General features: G+C 44.2%; 16 protein-coding genes. 5 read left to right on the forward strand and 11 right to left on the reverse strand.

What is annotated here, in order from left to right:
- Nucleotides 1-115: 115 nt before the first annotated feature.
- Entirely contained in the window at nt 116-1,099 is a 984-nt protein-coding gene (locus AB6805_RS23615) for a YhcG family protein (RefSeq protein WP_370911918.1), read from the forward strand.
- A 190-nt stretch (nt 1,100-1,289) separates the two neighbouring features.
- Complete coding sequence (locus AB6805_RS23620) at nt 1,290-2,399, forward strand: acyltransferase family protein (RefSeq protein ID WP_370911919.1); 1,110 nt, start codon at nt 1,290-1,292, stop codon at nt 2,397-2,399.
- A gap of 24 nt (nt 2,400-2,423) precedes the next feature.
- Here the strand turns inward: AB6805_RS23620 and AB6805_RS23625 are convergent, their stop codons facing one another.
- The 5 genes from AB6805_RS23625 to AB6805_RS23645 form a co-directional block, all read right to left on the reverse strand.
- On the reverse strand, nt 2,424-2,801 hold the full coding sequence (locus AB6805_RS23625) for a nuclear transport factor 2 family protein (RefSeq protein WP_370911920.1): 378 nt from the start codon (nt 2,799-2,801) through the stop codon (nt 2,424-2,426).
- Between the two features lie 169 nt (nt 2,802-2,970).
- Complete coding sequence (locus AB6805_RS23630) at nt 2,971-4,362, reverse strand: RagB/SusD family nutrient uptake outer membrane protein (protein WP_370911921.1); 1,392 nt, start codon at nt 4,360-4,362, stop codon at nt 2,971-2,973.
- 14 nt (nt 4,363-4,376) lie between these two features.
- Complete coding sequence (locus AB6805_RS23635; protein WP_370911922.1) at nt 4,377-7,652, reverse strand: SusC/RagA family TonB-linked outer membrane protein; 3,276 nt, start codon at nt 7,650-7,652, stop codon at nt 4,377-4,379.
- A 157-nt stretch (nt 7,653-7,809) separates the two neighbouring features.
- A complete protein-coding gene (locus AB6805_RS23640) occupies nt 7,810-8,973 on the reverse strand; it encodes a FecR family protein (protein ID WP_370911923.1) in 1,164 nt (387 codons plus the stop codon).
- A gap of 65 nt (nt 8,974-9,038) precedes the next feature.
- The gene (locus AB6805_RS23645) at nt 9,039-9,635 is read right to left on the reverse strand and encodes an RNA polymerase sigma factor (RefSeq protein WP_370911924.1); all 597 of its coding nucleotides are present in this window, start codon (nt 9,633-9,635) and stop codon (nt 9,039-9,041) included.
- A gap of 439 nt (nt 9,636-10,074) precedes the next feature.
- Between AB6805_RS23645 and AB6805_RS23650 the strand changes: the two genes are divergently transcribed.
- Nucleotides 10,075-11,208, forward strand: coding sequence for a DUF4932 domain-containing protein (locus AB6805_RS23650; RefSeq protein WP_370911925.1), 1,134 nt, complete (start codon nt 10,075-10,077; stop codon nt 11,206-11,208).
- A 67-nt stretch (nt 11,209-11,275) separates the two neighbouring features.
- On the opposite strand, the gene AB6805_RS23655 is transcribed toward AB6805_RS23650, so the two are convergent.
- The 6 genes from AB6805_RS23655 to AB6805_RS23680 all read right to left on the reverse strand — a co-directional run bounded on the left by AB6805_RS23655 (nt 11,276) and on the right by AB6805_RS23680 (nt 18,501).
- On the reverse strand, nt 11,276-12,334 hold the full coding sequence (locus AB6805_RS23655; RefSeq protein WP_370911926.1) for a hypothetical protein: 1,059 nt from the start codon (nt 12,332-12,334) through the stop codon (nt 11,276-11,278).
- An 89-nt stretch (nt 12,335-12,423) separates the two neighbouring features.
- Nucleotides 12,424-13,320, reverse strand: coding sequence for an aminoglycoside 6-adenylyltransferase (locus AB6805_RS23660; RefSeq protein WP_370911927.1), 897 nt, complete (start codon nt 13,318-13,320; stop codon nt 12,424-12,426).
- Nucleotides 13,321-13,351: 31 nt separating this feature from the next.
- The gene (locus tag AB6805_RS23665; RefSeq protein WP_370911928.1) at nt 13,352-16,000 is read right to left on the reverse strand and encodes an ABC transporter permease; all 2,649 of its coding nucleotides are present in this window, start codon (nt 15,998-16,000) and stop codon (nt 13,352-13,354) included.
- Between the two features lies 1 nt (nt 16,001).
- Entirely contained in the window at nt 16,002-16,334 is a 333-nt protein-coding gene (locus tag AB6805_RS23670) for a PadR family transcriptional regulator (RefSeq protein ID WP_370911929.1), read from the reverse strand.
- A gap of 156 nt (nt 16,335-16,490) precedes the next feature.
- A complete protein-coding gene (gene gap / locus AB6805_RS23675; protein WP_370911930.1) occupies nt 16,491-17,471 on the reverse strand; it encodes a type I glyceraldehyde-3-phosphate dehydrogenase in 981 nt (326 codons plus the stop codon).
- A gap of 28 nt (nt 17,472-17,499) precedes the next feature.
- Nucleotides 17,500-18,501, reverse strand: a complete 1,002-nt coding sequence (locus AB6805_RS23680; RefSeq protein ID WP_370911931.1) for a GlxA family transcriptional regulator — start codon at nt 18,499-18,501, stop codon at nt 17,500-17,502.
- Between the two features lie 296 nt (nt 18,502-18,797).
- Between AB6805_RS23680 and AB6805_RS23685 the strand changes: the two genes are divergently transcribed.
- Nucleotides 18,798-19,949 (forward strand): alginate lyase family protein, encoded by a 1,152-nt coding sequence (locus AB6805_RS23685; RefSeq protein ID WP_370911932.1) that lies wholly within the window; start codon nt 18,798-18,800, stop codon nt 19,947-19,949.
- Nucleotides 19,950-19,964: 15 nt separating this feature from the next.
- Entirely contained in the window at nt 19,965-20,321 is a 357-nt protein-coding gene (locus AB6805_RS23690) for a nuclear transport factor 2 family protein (RefSeq protein ID WP_370911933.1), read from the forward strand.
- Nucleotides 20,322-20,332 lie beyond the last annotated feature (11 nt).

The following is a 20,332-nucleotide window of genomic DNA, read 5'->3' on the forward strand; positions in this document are numbered from 1 at the left end:
GTATAACGCAGGTAGTTTTTCTAACGGTTATCAGTTGGATACGCTGTTATGTTAATCTTTTATTGTTAACCCCAGCATATAAAGTCCTGTTGGTGCAAAGAAGAATATTGCACTTATGTTAAGCAAACAATTTTTAGAGATAATTCAACTGATCAGAAATTCCCGTATTGCGGCGATAAGATCAGTTAATACCGAGTTAATCAACCTGTATTGGAATATTGGTGAATACATTAGTAAAAAGGTGAAATGTGCGGAGTGGGGGCAATCAGTGGTTAGCGAGTTGGCGGAGTACATACGACATAATGAGCCAGAACTTAAGGGATTCTCTGACAAAAATCTATGGCGTATGAAACAGTTTTATGAAGCTTACGAATCTTCTCCGGACCTCATTCCTTTGTTAAAAGAGGTGACCTGGACTAATAATCTAACTATTTTTAGTCGTACTAAATCACAAGATGAGCGTAAATTTTATCTCAAGCTATGCATACGGGAAAAATATAGTACAAGGGAATTGGATCGACAGATTAATAGCAGCATCTTTGAACGGACAGTACTCGGTAATTCAAAACTCTCAGCAGTGCTGAGAGAAATTCATCCCAATATAACAAACACGTTTAAAGATAGTTATATATTTGATTTTCTGAATCTTCATGAGTCTTTTAGTGAAAACGATTTGCAGAAAGCATTGATAAGACAAATGAAGAATTTCATTCTTGAATTAGGTAAGGATTTTTTATTTGTCGGAGAGGAATATAAGATCCAGGTCGGGAACTATGATTTTTACATTGATCTGTTGTTTTATCACAGAGCTTTGCAATGTTTGGTTGCAATAGAATTAAAGGCAGATAGATTTAAACCAGAGCATATGGGGCAAATCAATTTGTATTTGGAAGCATTGGATAGAGATGTTAAAAATGATAATGAAAATCCGAGTATTGGTATCTTACTCTGTAAAGATAAAGATAAAGAAGTAGTTGAATATACCCTAAGCCGGTGCATGTCGCCAACGCTTATTGCAGAATATCAAACCAAGCTTCCCGATAAAAAGATACTCCAGAAAAAGCTTCATGAGATTTTTGGAGACGATAGGAAGAGTTGAACTTTAGCAAAAGTATCAATTATAAAATTATTGAGAGCAGAATAGTATAAAACATGTTCCTTAATTACAATGTAATTATATTTGAAAATGAGACTATGCGTCTGCATTTTGATACGATTTAAATAAATCACTTCCTTAATTTTGCAACTCCATAAATTTTAAACATTTTATTAGAACAGGCTAAGTTTCGATGAATAATAACCTTTCCACAAAGCCGCATTATCCCATATTGGATGGTTTACGTGGCGTTGCGGCCATTATAGTTGTAACCTTTCACCTGACCGAGCCTTTAGGAGCGGGACACCTGGATATCCTGGTCAACCACGGTTACCTGGCCGTTGACTTTTTCTTCCTATTGTCTGGCTTTGTGATCGGCTATGCTTATGACGACCGTTGGCATAAAATGACTATCGGTACTTTCTTTAAGCGCCGGATCGAACGGCTTCAACCGATGGTGGTACTGGGGATGACCCTTGGGGCGATCGGGTTCTATTTTACAGATTCAGCGATCTGGCCGCTCATCCATACCATTCCCTTGTGGAAAATGCTGCTGGTGATGCTTATCGGTTATACCATTCTGCCTGTTCCCTTATCACTGGATATACGGGGTTGGGAAGAAATGCACCCGTTCAATAGCGTGGGCTGGTCATTGTTCTTTGAATACATTGCCAATATCCTGTACGCCATCGGCATCAGGAAGTTCTCAAAAACAGCGTTAAGTATTTTGGTATTGATCGCGGCGATTGCGCTCGCTCATTTGGCCATTACCAGCCCTAACGGGGACGTCAGCGGCGGTTGGACATTAAACTGGGAACAGGTACGCGTGGGTATTACCCGGACAATGTATCCCTTCTTTGCTGGTCTGTTGCTGTCACGGATAGCTAAACCCACCCGCATTAAGCATGCCTTTCTATGGTGCAGCCTCTTAATCGCCCTCGTCTTATACATGCCGCGCATAGGCGGTGCTGAGCATCTCTGGATGAATGGAGTCTATGAATCAGTATGTATCATCATTATTTTTCCGCTCATTGTTTATCTGGGCGCCGGCGGAGTGGTACATTCCCGCAAAGAAAGCAGGATATGCAAATTCTTAGGTGATATATCTTATCCGCTTTACCTGGTGCATTACCCGCTGGTATATTTTTATGTCGCCTGGATCAGCAACCATAAAGGCGTGACCATCGTGCAGGCTTGGCCTTATGCGTTGTTGATTTTGACAGGTAGTATTATTCTGGCATATGCAAGTTTGAAATGGTATGATGAGCCGGTTCGCAAATGGCTGAGAAGAAAAATTGGATAAATGAGCGTGTAAAAATCTGATGTATTAAAACATCGGATTATTATTTGCCCGTTCCTCAGGCATTGGCATCATCGCATCCCAATGCTCCACTAATTTATCATTCTTTACACGGTAAATATCAATAAATCTCCATTCTTTCCCTGCCATTTCGTAGCGTGAGTGAAGGAAAACGATATCATTTTCTGCGGCAACATGCTTAAAGGTGATTTTTTGTTTCGGCACTCCTTGTGAGGCGAGCATTTGTAATAAAGCCTTTACTCCCTCAGGACCGTTGGCTATTGTAGGATTGTGTTGTATAAAGTCTTTACTTATATAGTCATCTACTGCTGTGGTATCCAGGTCACCAAAAATTCTTTGGTACGCTGTAGTGGCAACCTGCTTGTTATTTTCTTCCTGCGTCATAATATGGTTTTTTAAGTATTTATTGCGCAATATAGTTACACAAAGTGGTATAGTACAAGTACTTACGGAATGGTAAGGTGCTTACTTTATGGTTAGAAATGTTGATTATCAAATAGAAGAAATTCGAAAAATAGTTAAGCAATCATCCATTCTTCCTGCCATCTGGTACTCAATAGCCGGAATTTTGACTTAGGTTCAGATTAGTACTCCTTGCGGATTGAGGTATAGGAAATAATGAAGCGAAAGACTTCCATGTATTTGGCTTTTCAGATTTCAGTACGGCATCCAGTCTTTTCGTACGTTTCAGATCGAACCAGCGATGCGCATATTCCGCAAATAATTCTGTTCTGCGTTCTTTTTCAATCGCCAGGAGCAATGAAGCTTTATCACTCGCCGCCGGGCGTCCAAGGCCGGCTCTTTTCCTTATAAGTGTCAGATCATCCTGTGCCTCCGTCAATTTCCCTAACTGAGTATATGATTCGGCACGGATAAGGAATTGCTCGCCCAGCCGCAGGAACAGGTCGTATTCCGGAGACCCGGCGTTGGAATAGCTGTTACGTTTATATTTTTGTGGATAATAGTACGTTTTGTTATTGTAGATAATAGAAGCGACCCAGGCATTCTTTCTCTGATCGCCCTGCTCAAATTCTGACAAAAGCCCGTCTCTGATTACATATGCCGGTATAGCAGTCGTAGCATCGGTTTGGGGACTAAGACTATTTTGTATATAAGTATAGTTATAAACGTTGGTATAAAATTGAAGGATGGCTTCCCTGCTGGATGCCAGGAAAGCCTGGCTAGGTGTTGGGATAGTATAAAAGGTATTCTGATTAATAACTGCCGATGATTCCAGGATGGCGTCTGCGTAGTTCCCCATATACAGATAGACACGTGAGAGCATGGCTGTTGCGGCCCATGAGTTAGCGCGTGTTCTTTCTCCTCCAGATTCATTATAATCTATCGGTAACAGCTGTTTGGCTTCTTTTAAATCCACCACAATCTGTTCATATACCTTTGAGCCTTCGCTTCTGGCCAGCATGCTGTTTTTTGATACTTCGGTAGTGAGGACCAGTGGAACATCGCCATAGAAGTTGGTTAGATAAAAATAACTTACTGCCCTTACAAAAAGTGCTTCCCCACGAAGGTGATTTTTTAAATTGTCAGAAACATTGCCTGAAACTACACCTTCAATAATACTGTTGGCCTGGTAAATTACTCCGAACATTGTAGTCCACATACTGAGGTTTGTAGCATCTGTTACAGGGATAGCATTATTTTTATATTGGTCAAATGTTGACGCGCTGAAATAATAGAACTCATCTGCAGCCATTCCCCCGGTTAAAGTAATTTGGTTCTTAAATGCTGCATCAGCAACAGATGTATAGTTATACATATAACTGTATAGCCCATTTATGGCCGATACTGCTGTAGCGGAATCATTAAACACATTTCCCCGTGTTAGTTGGTCGGAAGGAGAAGGAATTTCGATTAATTTTTTACAACTGCTTGTAGCAACAATTGCCAGCAAAAACAAGCTTGAAATGATATATTGCTTATTCATGATCATGATTTAGATTATAAAGTTACCTGTACACCAGCAGTGATTGTTTTGAGAGGCGGAAGAGCGAGTGATTTTACTTCAGGATCGAAACCCAGGTATTTGGTAATAGTGATCAGGTTTTGTGCCCTCACATTTATTCTGCAAGATGAAACTCCCTTTTTAACCAACCATTCACCTTTGAAACTGTAAGAAAGAGAAAGGTTTCTTAACCTTATGTATGAGGCATCCTGGATCATAGCAGTGGACGCGGTATAGTAGTTATATGCGATATATGCCGGAGATCCAGCGGTAACTGTAAGCCTGAGACCGTCTGAAAGCACTTTGTTGTCCTGGTTATAAGCTAGTCCGGGTACACTATAGGAGTTGTATGAACGCATATGCAATCCATCCTGCTTCACAAACTGGAACAGGAAGTCCAGATCCCAGTTACCATATTGGAAACTGTTATTGAGGCCGCCGAAATAATAAGGTGCTGTTTGTCCGGCGGCAATGAAGTCGCCACCGCCATTAACATAAATTCCCGGCACCATTGAGTTGTCGCCATCTTTGTCAGCTACAGTTGGTATCCCACTTTTGAATCCGGTAAACTCATAGAATGCAATAAGTGTCAGTGGCTTTCCTATAATGTACATGTCCCGGAATGAAGATTCTTTTAATCCCGGAAAATCAACCAGCTTATTTTTCAGATTGGTAAGATTAAAAGATGCGTTCCATGAGAATTTAGAACGTTGTATAGCTTTTATACTGAGTTCCCACTCCAGACCATTATTCTGTACTGTCGCTGGAAAGTTTGACTGATATTCTGTAAAGCCTGTTTGAGGAGTTAAGGGAGTACCTACCAGCATATTATCTGAGCGATTCCTGAAATAATTCAAATTGAACATTATCCTGTTATCAGCAAACCCCAACTCAATTGCTCCCTCCAACTTTTTGGTGACCTCCCAGCTGAAATTGGGATTGGCTACTCTTGAAGGCATGATTGCAGAACCCGAACCATAAGGATATGTATTACTCATGTACGTATCCAGATAGCCATAATCCGGAATTTGGTCATTACCGGTCGATCCATAGCTACTCCTTATTTTACCATAACTAAGCCATGAAATTGCAGATTTGATAAAATTCTCATTGGTAAATATCCATGCCACACCAATTGATCCGAAATTTCCAAATTGCTTTCCCGGCGCAAATCTGGAACTTCCATCCCGGCGCAGGATTCCATTTAAAACATATTTATCATCAAAATTATAGGTGAATTTTCCATATCCGGATGCATACCGGTAAATTGACTGACTGTTCGTAATGGAATTTATCCGTCCTGCGGAAGCTATATTATCTAACAGGGCATCGGAAGAGTAATTGGTAGCATAAATGTAATACGGCATTACAAACCTGCTTTCCTGGTAGCTACCCCCTGCGAGCACTTCGAGTTTAGTCTTGCCAAAGCCATCACTGTATTGTATCTGTGGCTCCAGGATCAAACTTTGTGTATTATTATTTGTATATATTGCCAGGTTATTTAAGCTGCCAAGTACAGGTTTGGGGCGAGTGATTGTTTGTATAAGATCAATTTTGTTATATCCTGCACTAACCTTTAAGTTCAGTCCTTTTAGTAATGTGTATCTAAGCGTCAGGTTGGATAATGTATTATCAGAGTTTGACTTCTGACGTGCCAACAACCAGGAATAAGGGTTGTTATAATCAGGGTGATAAAAAAAACTGCCATCGGGATTACGGGCAGGAAAATTTGGAGGCAGGGAGAATACATTCACAGGATCAAAAAAAGCAGGAATGATATTTCTATCTTTATTATAAAAAGACATTAATGACAAACCAAATTTATTATTTTTTGAAGTGTGATCGAAGCTAAAGTGCAGACCACCCCGCCGGTATCCGAACTCTCCCGGATACACCGCCAACTCGCGATGGTAGCTGCCACTGATTATATATTTGTCTTTTTCATTTCCACCGGAAAATGCCACAGAAGCATCCGTAAAGGAGGCATTTTTTCCAATTATTTCCTTTTGCCAGTCGGTGCCCTGTGATTGACTCCAGTCCACCAAGTCAGGTGCATTACCACTATTAGGGGTTTCACTGTCATTTTGGAAGGCTTCTTTCCTCATTGTCAGGTAATCCTGTAACCCCAGTACCGGCGCAAACCGCGTTACGCGACCGGCGCCGCTGCTGAAATTGATATCAACTTTTGAAACCCCTGTCTGTCCCCTTTTTGTTGTGATCAGCACAACACCATTTGCACCCCTGGAGCCATAAATTGCGGTGGCATCTGCATCTTTTAATACGTCAATACTGGCAATATCACCAGGGTTAAGTGTATTTAGAGGGTTGCCCCCATTGTTGATACCATAAAAATAACCGCCCGTTCCATTCTGGTCTACTGGGCTGCCGGAAAATGGGACTCCGTCAATAATGAATAATGGGTTCCTGCCAGCCGCAATACTGTTTATACCGCGTATTTGGATATCCATTCCTCCACCCGTCACTCCTGTAGTTTGCGCAATGAAGACACCAGCAACCTTTCCTTCCATTGCAGATAGAACATTTGTGACAGGTTGCTTTTCTATCTCTTTTGCTGAAATAGAACTTACTGAACCGGTAGACAGTATTTTGCTTTCTGTGTAGTATCCTTTATTGATCACCACCTCGCGTATCGATATCTCAGACCGTTTTAACGTAATTGTGAAAGAAGCGTTGTTGTCCTGGACTTCTACATGGGTACTCCGGCTTAAAACAGTTGGACTGATATTAAATTCGGTGGGTTTATAGCCGATATATGTAACCTGTAAGACATCGCCCGGGTTAACTGATAACTTAAAAATGCCCTGGGCATTTGTTACAGTAGATTGTTTGCTTCCTTTGATTGTAACAGAAGCGCCGGGTAATGGAGTTCCGTCTCCATCTGCAACCAATCCACGTATGGGAACTTCAGTAGCCTGGTCAGCCGTGGCTTGCTGATGTGGTTTACCTTTGGCGCCAGCTGTATTATCACCAGTAAGTATAATGGTTTTGCCTCTTACAGCATAAGAAATATGCTGAAACTTAAGAATGCTGTCGAGAAATGCTGTGACAGGCAAATTTTTTGCATCAATTGTTACCGGTTTTGCATTGACGACTAAATTATTATTGGCGATTACATAAAAACCTGTCTGTTTTTCTATTACAGAAAGTACTTCTCTTAAAGAAGTGTTGCTGGCGGAATATGTTATTTGTGCATACCCTGTGGTAAATGCATGAAGCAGAATGGTAGTTAGTAAAAGTGCGGTAGTCCTCATGATGCTGTAGATTTTGGTTAAGGGATGATTTCCCCTAAAGCGGATTAATACTCCGCTGCAGTTTTTGGTTTAATGGTTGGCTTTTGCTGCTGCAAGGATGTATAAACTGATAATGCCGGCAAATAAAATCTGTCAGTAATGCCAATTACAAACTTTACTACGGCAGCAGTATTAGTTGGTTGCTTTCTAATCGATAATGAACACCTAATTTTTCCAATACATACATCAGGTCATTCAATGACAAATCTTTGCTCATCGAACCATACAGTTCAATGTCCGGCACTTCTTTTTCGTAAATTACCTGTATATCATACCATCTTTCCAGTTGCCGCATCGCGGCAAAAAGAGAGACATTTCTGAAGTTAAATGCGCCATTTTTCCATGCCATTACTTTTTCAATATCAGGCTCTTTCTGAACTTTTATGGCACCTTGCATCATGTTTGCCTGTTGTCCTGCCTTTATTATTGCGGCTGTTGCAGAATCAGTCTTTACCAGGACTGCACCAGTCAGAACTGTTGTCAGAACAACGGGTTCATTGTAATATGCATTTATATTAAAACTTGTGCCGAGTACTTCTACCAATTGTTTCCCTGGTACATGGACCCGGAAAGGTTGCTTTGCATTGGGAGAGACCTCAAAGTACGCCTCGCCGGATAGTGTCACATCTCTCGATTTTCCGGTGAAGATGGTAGGATAACGAATGGAACTGGCGCTATTCACCCATACCCTGGTATCATCTGGTAGTACAAAGGAGAATTCCCTTCCTTTAGGAACTGAAATAGTATTAAAGGCAGTTACCGTATCTGAACCAGTATAACGAAGAACTCCCCTGGTGGCCTTCAGGATCATTCCTCCCTGATAAGCGACAATTCCATTTGTAACGGAATCTAATGGAACTTGTGTGCCATCGGAAAGGAGTAAAGTTGCTCCTTTTTTTCCCGGTCCTACAACTGTTTTTGATTTCTCTGCAATTGGACGGTAGGTGGACTTTGTCCATTTTGATACAAACAGATAACAAATACTTGTAAATATTATTATAATAATTGCTGCTGCAGCCTTCCACCTGAAAATTGGAAACGCTTTTCGCGTTTTTACTTTGGAGGCAAGGCGGCCTTTTAAATGATTAAATTCCTGCTGCAGTTGTTGCGGTGTAAAAATATCATCGAATTCCGGATGATGAAAGTCAAAGTCAATGACCTCTTCCAGAATAGCCTGGTTCGCAGGATCGGTTACTGCGTCTTTGAATAATACAAATTCGCCTTCCGACATAGTGTTGGAACGCCATTGGTAATATAGTTTTTCCAGTAAATCCTTAGTCATAAAAGAACCAGTCTATATCCTAAGTAGTCGCATTGAATAAAAAAAAGGGGGGGATAGCAGGGAAATTATTTTATGAAAATTGCCATCAATATTAATTGTATTAACTCTTCCCTGTGTATTAAAAGGTATTTACGTATTTTGGCAAGGGCAATCTGCATATATTCTTTTACCGTTTCTTTGCTTACTCCAAGAAGATCAGCGATTTCCTGGTATGTTTTACCTTCCTCTCTGCTTAATTTATAAATCTCTTTCTGTTTGGGGGATAGTTCCTGGAGGGACCGGCTTAATATTTCTGAGCGTTGTTGATTAAGAATAAGATCCTCAGGCGATTGACCAGCGGTTTCGAGAAATTCAATAGCAAAACGAAGATATTTTTCCTCTACAAGCTTGCTTCTGAACAGATCTGCAACCAGATTTCTGGCTATGCCGAAAAGCCAGGCCGACGGTTCTTTTACTTTCGGTAGCTCAGCGCGTCGTTCCCATACTGCCAGAAAGACTTGCTGTGCAATATCCTGGGCTATAGCGGAGACCTTAACAATTTGCAGCGACTTTCCATAAATTCTGTTATAGTACCGGGAAAAAAATATTGAAAAGGCATGTTCATTATCTCTTGATATTAAAGATACCAGCTCCTTATCACTATATGATTGAATAGTCGACATTAATCGCCGCGATGGCTAATAGGTATTAAGTAATTTATTTATGAAATCTCAGTAAGAGAATTCCAAAATACGACTTAAAGTGAAATTATTGAAAGAAATTTGAAATGCGTGTCTTACAAACCCGGGGTTGGAATGATTATCTTTTCCTGAGATCATTTAAGCCTTAATTGGGGCAACTTGATATGTTTATACCTGATCCCCGGGTTATTAAGCTATTTTCTTTCTACAACTATGCACTAAAGCTGATAATGCCGATTTTGAATTTGATGAAATTCCAGGATTTGTTTGTATTTTGTTACCCCGGTTGCCGGACAGTGTTTTGTTGGCCTGGTGCAGCAGTTTAAATCCGGTAATTGCCGGTATCCCGTTTGCCTGTAATGTCTCCTCATCGCGTTCAGTACGCATGTGCGTAATAAAAAAACCGAACAGACAATACCATATGAAAAGAACAACTTTAGCAGCCCTGCTGGCGTTTATCCCTGCTTTTTTATTTGGACAGGACGGAGATGTGAATTTTTCTGCCGCTTTTAAAAAGGAAAATGATGGAAAATCCAGGATCGAGATCAATGAGGTAAAGGAACTGATTCACATCATGATCGCCATTACCCCAACGGGCCTGGGAAATGATGACATGATACAGTTAAAAGGACCCTATTACCAGGATGTACTGAAACAATTTGCTCCCTATGAAAAGGAACCGGTTATTGCCACCTTCGATTCCCTGCTCCGGGAAAGTCCCTTGCACTACGTCTTTTTAACCGGGAATGCCATCGCATATTATTTCGACAAGGACCAGCTGCTGCCTGATAGTGTATTTCTATTGCCCGCCGATGAACTGGCCGGCACCAAAATCACGGTAAATCCTATTACCACGTATAAAACAGGCATCGAAGAATTTGCGAAAAGATCAGGTTTCCGTGCCTTCTATGCGGAGCATGCCGCTTATTACCAGGGCATCGTTTCCGATTATGAAAAGAATGCCAACCTCGATAAACAATGGAAATGGCTGGAAGCTAATTTTAATACCCATATCAATAGTTACCAGATCCTTTGCTCGCCGCTGATCAACGGGCTTAACTACACACTGTCGTTTAAGAAAAGCGACTTTGAGATGATACAAATGGTATTGCCTCCCATCGATCACAATGATGCATGGTCTGCAAAATATACCGAGTCATTTAATACCAGGGGCATGTTTACGGAGATAGACCATAATTATGTGCGGAAGCCAGGTAATCAGTCAGAAAAGAGAATCAATGAAGCGCTGAAAAACAGGAGTAAATGGGTGGATACCACGGTAGAAGGCACTGCGTATTATCCTACACCGGTGAAGGTATTCAACGAGTATATGACGTTCGGGGTCTTTGTATTGTATTGTGAAGATGTGTATAAGAATGATCCTGCGACCTTGAAAGAAATTTATGCAGATGTAAATGGGGTGATGAGCAAGCAACGGGGATTTATAAAAATGCAGGAATTTACAGACTGCCTGGTTAAGCTGCGTAAAGCACATCCCCGTAAAAAAATAGATGACTTGTATCCCGCATTGTTGGATTGGTGTATGAAACAATAATATCTGCTGCCGTAGCGGGTTATCAAAAAGGGTGTCTCCTGATTCGGGAGACACCCTTATATTTTTATCACACCGGCAGCCCATAACTGCGTAACTCACCCTCACCGGTCGTCATCAACAGCATGTCATGCACAATCATTACATTGATAATATTGCTGCTGTAATCAAATATATAATCCGGGTTGGTAGTCGGATTACCATCCAGGTTGTACGCGGTAAATTCAATACCCTCCGGCATTACCTCTGCCTTACAACGTAAATCTTTTCTGTCCAGCAACAACAATCGTCCAAACTGGGAAACCACCAGGATGTTATGATCATCCACAAAAAATACACTGTAGTTGATATTATCCGGTTCAGCAGCGGGAAAATCTTTACTGCCGTCGAAAATAGCCTCCTGATCCTGCTCTGCTACTTTGGCAATTTCAGGGAAGGAGTAGATGGCTAACGGCCCGTCATAATGTGGAGCCATAACAAACTCTTTCCCGGATGGGGCAAAGTTGCCCATGATCATATCACTGCATTGGGTGAGTTCAACGAGGGAAATGACGCCGTTGTTCAGCTGTAACTGCATCAGGATGGTTTTCTCCTGACCAGCAGAGGCTTCGAGCAGGATAATACCATTGTTGGGCGTAGAGTGAAAAGCGTAGGCGTATTGCTGGCTTTCCAGCAGGGGGTAAGACGCAATTACTTCAAAAGTAGCCGTATCCATTACCTGCAGCTTGTCATTTTCATTTTCATCGCCTGGTAGTACATACCAGATCGTTTTATTATCCCTGGCGAAATAACAGGCCGCACCCAGGAACCAGCCCCAGGAATTATGTTCTACGGTATGTAATACCGTAGTCCCTTCTGCATCAAGAATACGCATATCGGTTATACCCGCAATAACAATCAGGCGGCCATCAGGAGAGGCCGACAGCTTGCTGCTGACATAGTTTGCATTCCGTCCCTGGATGATTTTTTCCCAGACAATTTCAAGGTTGGCATTGAGCTTTGTAATCAGCGGCTGACTTGCAAAGTTCATCAGGATTTCTCCATCTGGCAATGGCACTACGTTTACCGGGTTGGCCGTGAATGTCAGTTTGTTCTTTAATGACAGGTTTATATGCGGAAATTGACTCATGTATTTTGCTTGTAAGTCGCAAAGGTAATACACAACAGCTTTTCCAGCAAGCCTGTATTTTTTTTCGATTATGCAAAAGGAAAAGGCATTTATTCCGATGCATAAATCATTTCCGCATCCTTCTGCAACTGCTGTACATGCATCATATAAGCCGTTACATCCTCGTCCCAACTTTCCGGATACTCATAACCCAGCTGCGTTGCAACAAACCTGGCGGAATTGCTGAAGAGATCCATAGTAGCATACACTGCCTGCCATATATGTTGCAGGTCGGCATCTGAATAAGTGGCCAGCATTTTTTCATAAACTTCCGGCTCTAAGTAACGCTGGTAGAATTTTCCAAACTTGCCGGGGTTTACGGTAAATCCGTGACGGCAACCGATGTACCAATCCATCATTTGTATCAATGCCTGGCGAATAACCTGGTTGAGTAATTCCTTGACCAGTATCACTTCTTCACGCCACAATCCCTTTGCCAGGCCGGCATTGGTATACCAGAATTCGTTACAGCAATCGATGAACGAACGTGCCGATGGCTTTTGTACGATGTAACTCCCGTCGCTTGCCGGAGGAAGGGGATGATCATTTAACACGCCCTTTTTATCCCATATAACTTTACAAAGACTATCACTGGTGAAGTGATCCACTATTTCCAGGGGGACCATCACCAGGTCAATACGGTTCCCATCTTTGAACTGCAACAGGTAGGAGAATGCACCTGCCAGTTCAGGTGAAGGTGGGTACAGTTCCATGTCTTCCGGCATCTGCATAATCATCCTTTCTCCAAATACATCTACCCAACTATGATCCTGCACGAATGGGTCGAGACTTTCAACCACATAAATAATATCGTAATCCTGGAAGACATCCTTTGTTACATTAGGATTAGATCGAGATCCATCCTGTAATACAGCCAGTATCTGAGGTGTTCTTTCTGCCACTCCCAGTATTAATTCCATCATTTCGGTTTCACTCCTGCTAACCATATTATGCTTAGTTTAATGATATTTTTTTCTGTTACTCGCTCTTCAAAACCGCCACCGGGTTGCTCCTCGCCGCCTTCAATGTTTGTGAACCGATCATAATCAACGCGATCAGCAATACCGCCAGTAAGCCTGCGAAAAGCTCGGTGATATGCACGGGCGTATGATAAGGGAAATTCGGCAGCACAACGGCGCTGAAGAAGATGTAAGTTACCGGCAGTGCGATGATGGCCGACACAGAGAGCAGTAATAGAAAGCCGCGGCTCAGCAGGTATATAAGGTTGCCTATGCTGGCGCCCATCACCTTGCGGATGCCGATTTCTTTTAGTCTTGTTTCGGTAGTGAATACCACCATTCCGAACAACCCCATTGATGCAATGGAAATGGCCAAAACCGAAAGGAAACCAATGATCTTGATCATGGTGGAAAATTCGCTGTATGCATCTTCTATTTCTTCGGTATAAAATTCAGCCGTAAACGGGTGAACACGATCGATCTTCTTCCATATGGATTCGATCCTGGCTAAGGTGGCCGGCATATCGGTGCTTTGTATTTTGGCGCTGATGATGGCCCTGTCTTCAGGTGTCCAGAAGGTGAAGGCTACCGGTCCGATGAGGTTGTCCACTTTGCCGTAGTGAAAGTCCTGCATTACACCAACAATGGTCATTTTGCGTCCATTCAATATGATTTGTTCCCCGATGGCTTTCCGGGGATTATTGGCGCCGATGTTGAATCGCTTTACCACCTGCTCATTAACGATTACCTCGCCGGTGGCCTGGGCGGTGGCCGGCCGGGCAATGAAATTTCCGCCAGCAACGAGTTTATAGTTATGCAGCGGCAAATAGTTTTCATCAACGTGGTTGGTCATGACCAGCACCGAATCCCGCGAATCTTTGTATTTCATATTACTGCCCCATGCATTCCCAACGCCTGTTGTAATCAGGGACCGGGACAGCGCGGTTACTTCCGGCAGCTCACTGAGTTCCTGGAGCATGGCGTCGGGTTTATTATCCAGCATGTTGATGTTCAGAATATTGGCGGTGCTGAATCCCAGGTCGAATGCCAGTATGTTTTTATACTGCACATAGCCGACGGCGGTAGTAGTGATAAAGATCAGTGTAACGGTGTATTGAATCACCACCAATGCGCGCCTGAAGGTGAGGTGTTTGAACATTTTTACGGAGGAAGCATTTCCAAACGCATTGATCGGACTTACTTTCGAAAAGAATATAGCGGGTATGAACCCAGCGATAACACCTACGGCCACCGCAAAAACGATGAAGGCCGCAACCATGGATGGTGTGAGATCGAGCTTTACGGTACGCTGCATCTCCGGGGCCATGTTGATCAGCATCGGCCGCAATATAAGAAACAGAAGGAACGAAAGAAGAAGAGAGGCCAGGGAAATCATGACCGCCTCGGCCAGGAACTGCAGCCTCACCTGGCTCTTTCCGGCGCCGATAGCTTTGCGGAGACCTATTTCCTTAATGCGGCGCATCGCGCGTGCTATAGAGAGATTGGTGTAGTTGAAGCAGGCAGACAGTATCACAACAGCTGCGAGTCCGCCGAGTATCCAAAGCACCACAGGGGGCATGTGAGGGCCTGCAAAGCCAGGCCCACCCTCGGATTGACGGAGGCTCTCCCCAACCACGATGTTATATAAAGGAAGCAGTTCGAGTTGAATCTTTGTATTTTCTTCAGCGAGGTTTTCCGTTCTGGCAAGTGTGTTGAGCTGCGACCGGATGGCATCCATGTCGGCATTTTTTGAAGGGAGGACGTACACCGAATGGGACCACATGTTTGTCCATGCGTCAAAATTTTTATCACCTTTATTGGTTTGCTCAGCCGTGGACAACGACACCAGCGCTTCAAAACTGAGATGCGAAAAGAAGGGAACGTCCTTCATAATACCGGTCACCTGGTAAACGGCGGTATCAATCCTGATGGCCTTTCCGAGTGCCGCCTGGTGGCCGAATAATTTCCTTGCTGCCGTTTCAGTGAGCACAACTGAATACGGATCTTTCAATGCCGTTTCCGGGTTGCCTTCCAGCATCGGAAAGGTAAAAACCCTGAACAGCGAAGGCTCCGCCCAGTAGCCCTGGATGGGGATTATATTGTCTCCTACCTTCGCATCACCCGAAAAGTTGTTGCGCATCGTAGTCACTTCTTCAATGCCGCTTACCTTCTCGCGGATCAGCTTTCCCGTCTTTATAGAGGTAGAGGCAAACTTGCCGTTTTCTTCACTGTTGGAGGTCAATACGTTGGTGATGCGATAGATCCGCTCGCCATTTTTATGGAACCTGTCGTACGAGCGCAGGTCGAGCAGAAACGCGATCAGCAGTAATCCAACGGACATACTGATGGCAAGGCCCAGGATATTGATGAAGGAGAACAACTTGTTGCGCATGATGTTGCGCCCTGATGTTTTAACATAGCTTCCGATCATGATGCGGTTCGTAAATAGGTTGACAAATATTGATCTTCGTACCGTATAACTTCTGAAGAATTTGAAGGCGTCAATGATGTAGATCAGCTTTGCACGGCGTGGCCCGATGGATTGTACATTCCGGTCGAAGCACTCGTGGAGGTCGCCCGTAAGGTCTTCCACAAGTCCGGGTTTACAATACCATTCTACAAATCGCTGCGCCCAGGCGGGCGGATGGTGTTGCCGTTGTTCTTTCATGCTACATTTTTTTCCAGGCAAGCGCGGGTATCCTGGCCCACAGCTGATCCCGCATCGATTTGGCGTTGATCAATGCTGCCTGTCCGTGCATAGTGAGTTGATAGAATCTTTTGCGTTTACCGCCACGGGCTTTCGTTGCTTCCCCCAGCTCACTTTTCACAAGTCCCTTTTCTTCGAGACGGTTGAGCACTGAGTGCACTACGCCAAGTTTCACAGAACGGCCGGTATGGTTTGAGAGTTCGTCGCATACCGCTACGCTATATGCTTCGTTTGTCAACGCTGCAATGGTGAGTAGCACCAGTTCTTCAAATTCTCCGAGGTTTGTACCTTTCATTTCCGATATTAATTACGTAAATGTATGTAAAAGGATCTTATTATACATACAAAACGGGAATAATTAATTTGATCAGGATTAAAACAAGGGAGATAGAATAGGAAAAGCCGCGCAAATCCTAAGATTTGCGCGGCTTTTCCTATTCTATCTATAATCTTATAACGTACTAACCAGTTCAGCTATACGATTAGAGATACCCATCTCATTGTCGTACCATGCCACCACTTTAACGGTGTTGCCTATATTTTTCGTCAGCAGGCTGTCCACGATAGAGGAGTGGGTATTACCAAGGATATCAACAGAAACGATGGGGTCTGTGGAATATTCCATTATTCCTGCCAGATCAGTTTCAGCATGATGTTGAAGCAACTCATTTATTTCTGCTGCGGAGGCAGACTTTGACAAGTTAAGCGTCAGTTCTGCAATTGAGCCGTCGATAACCGGTACCCTGTAAGAAAAGCCATCCAGCTTACCTTTAAGATCGGGTAAAACATCTCCTATTGCCTTGGCTGCACCTGTGGTGGTAGGGATGATCGATTGCGTGGCTGCCCTGGCCCTGCGGAGGTCTTTATGCGGACCATCCTGTAACATCTGGTCCATCGTAAATGCGTGTATGGTAGTCATAAAGCCGGACTCAACGCCATAGGTATTATGCAGTACATGTAAAACCGGGGCGATACAGTTGGTGGTGCAGGATGCCGTGGACAGAATGGTATCTTCCGGGCTGATGATATTATTGTTAACGCCATCTACAATGGTTTTCACGCCACCACTGGCAGGCGCCGTGATCAGCACTTTTTTTGCGCCGGCTGTAATATGTGCCTGCGCCTGTTCCTTTGCGGTAAAGCGTCCGGTAGATTCGATAACAACCGCCACTTCCAGCTCCTTCCAGGGCAGGCTTTCCGGGTTTCGTTCATTCAATAACCGGATATGTTTACCATTGATCACCAGGTCGTTATTATTCACCGCCACTGTTCCGGCAAACTTACCGTGCGCCGAATCAAATCGGAAAAGATGTGCCAGCGTATTAATATCTGCGAGATCGTTGATGGCAACTACTTCAGCGCCTGGTTGGGCAAGGAGCGCCCGCATGGTCATTCTTCCAATCCGGCCGAATCCATTGATCGCAATTTTCATGATATCCAATTTTATAAGATGAAATAAATTAATCGGTATGCAGTGCAGTACGGAAAGTACTGCGATAAGTGCCGGGCGATATTTCCAGGTGACGCAGGAATACCCTGCGCATGGAAACGAGGCCGCCCAGCCCACATCTCACGGCTATTTCCTCCAGGGAGAGCGCGGAGTTCTCAAGGTAATTGCGCGCCATCTCCACTCTTAATTTCTCGAGGAATTTAGCGGGAGTGAAGGTGGTTTCTTTCAGGAATACCCGGGCGAAATTACGGGCACTCATATTGCATTGAGCTGCCATTTCCTCCACACTGATGTTTTCGTGCAGGTGTTCCAGTAACCAGGGACGTAATTGTACCAGCAACGGAGACACCAGCTCATAGCCTGGCAGCAAACCGCCAAATTGTTTCTGATTCCCCGGCCGCTTCAGGTGTATAACCAGTTTCCTGGCAACCCGCAGCGCAATGTCACGGCCATAGTCTTCTTCCACCATCGCCAGCGACAAGTCCATACCGGAGGTAACTCCTCCCGCGGTGTAGATATTGCCGTCCTTTATAAAAAACGGGGTAGTATCTACCATGATATCAGGATATTGCCGCTGCAGGTCATCATTGCGCTCCCAGTGCGTGGTAGCACGCCTGTTATGTAACAATCCGGCTTTGGCCAGCACAAATGTGGCCACACATACGCCTGCTATTCTCCTGATCTTCGGCGCGTGCGTGGTCAGCCAGTGATAAAACTGATCTGAATCCGGTTGTTCTTCCAGTCGCGCGCCAATCAGCATCAGGGTGTCTATCTTCCGGTCTATTTCATGCACCGTGGTGGCAGCCACCAACCTGGCGGAACTGTTAAGTTGCAGGTCCTTCTTGTTAGTGGCGCTCGCCAACACTACTTCATATCCTTTGGAATGCCCACCGGATTCCGCTTCCAGCATCTGCTGCGCAAAGGAAAACACGTCTGCCGGGCCTGCCAGCGTCAGCAATCTGCTGCCGGGAAGGACAACAATAACAACAAGTTTGGAAGTATTGGTAGCCATGATGCGCTGCTTTGTGACCACAAAAATACAACCGAATCGGCGTGGCTGCAATGACAAAAATTATACAGTTTCTGCCAATCCAGGATGCTCCCCTGATAATCAGTGTGTTAATTCCCATCTCATATGATGGCTATAGCAAAAAGAAAACAGATGGTATACTTATCATGTTTTTTTAATTGTCATTATTACAATTATATTTGCCGCACATATACAGAATCATTCCTATGAGAACAACTCAATTTTGCTGGTTTGCCGCGGTTTTTATCTTGTTATACTTAATGGCATGTAAAAAAGATATGTCAACGAATGCGCAGAAGCTGGTTCTTAACGACCATGATACCGCTTTTGTACATCCCGGATTATTGCATAAACAAGCCGACCTGGATCGCATGAAAGCAAAAGTGGCGGAGAAGGCAGAGCCGTGGATGTCCGGTTGGAACAAGTTACTTACCAACTCACACGCAGCCCTTACCTGGCAGCCGAATCCGGCTGATACCATTTACAGGGGCAGCGATGGGGTTCACCGGGAAAATTACCCGCGGCTGTATAATGATATCGCCGCAGCCTACGCCACTGCCTTACGATGGAAGATCTCAGGAGAAAAATCCTATGCCGATAAATCCATAGAGATCATGAATGCCTGGTCAGCCAGGTTGAAAGGACTCGGCGGCAATAACGATGCGAACCTCGCAGCCGGTTTGTATGGCTACCAGTTTGCCAATGCAGCGGAAATTATGCGGTCGTATAATGGCTGGGCAGCGGCCGATTTTACCCGTTTCCAGCAAATGATGCTGCATGTTTTTTATCCGTTAAATCATAACTTTATTACGAGAAAGGAGAGATGTATGAGCCATTTTTACGCCAATTGGGACCTTTGCGTGATGAATTCTTTGCTGGCTATCGGTGTGCTTTGCGATAACAGGGACATCTACAATGACGCCATCAGTTATTTTAAATCCGGGGCCGGCAATGGTGCTATTGGAAATGCGGTATATTTTATTCACCCGGGAGGGCTGGGGCAATGGCAGGAGAGTGGTCGCGACCAGGGGCATGCAACATTAGGTATTGGCCTGATGGGCGCCTTTTGTGAGATGGCATGGAACCAGGGACAGGACCTGTACGGCTATGACGATAACCGCTTCCTCAAAGGTGCCGAATACGTAGCAAAATACAATCTCGGCGATTCCGTACCATACGTTACCTACAGCAATTGCGTGGGCGTTAGCCAACCGGTAATCAGCAGCGGTGGAAGAGGTAATATGCGGCCCATCTGGGAACTGGTATATAATCATTATGCGAACCGTAAAGGCCTCGCGGCGCCGAACTGCCAACGGATGGCACAGGCAGTAAGACCGGAAGGCGGTGGTGGTAATTATGGACCCAACAGCGGCGGTTATGACCAGTTGGGATATGGTACGCTTACCTGTTCTTTAGATCCTATTAAATAAGTAAACCAGTAATACATGAATCCGGATAATAAAGCCATACTGGAAAAGGCTAATGCAGCTATCACTAATGGCGATAATGAGGGGTTCCTGTCGTTCTGCACGGACGATACGGAGTGGACATTTGTAGGTGACAAAACCCTGCGGGGAAAGGAAGCTGTTCGACAGTACATGGCTACCGCATACGCGGAGCCGCCCAGGTTCATGGTCGAAGCCCTCATCGCCGAAGGGGAGTTTGTTACGGCAACCGGCAAAATAAGCATGAAGGACGAAAACGGCACGATGGTCGATTACGACTACTGCGACGTATGGCGGTTTCGTGATGGTAAGATGGCTGCATTAAAGGCGTTCGTCATAGCAACCGGGTCAAGATAAAAATCCGGGTT

This window comes from Chitinophaga sp. RCC_12 (assembly GCF_041360695.1).
Classification (GTDB): Bacteria; Bacteroidota; Bacteroidia; order Chitinophagales; family Chitinophagaceae; genus Chitinophaga.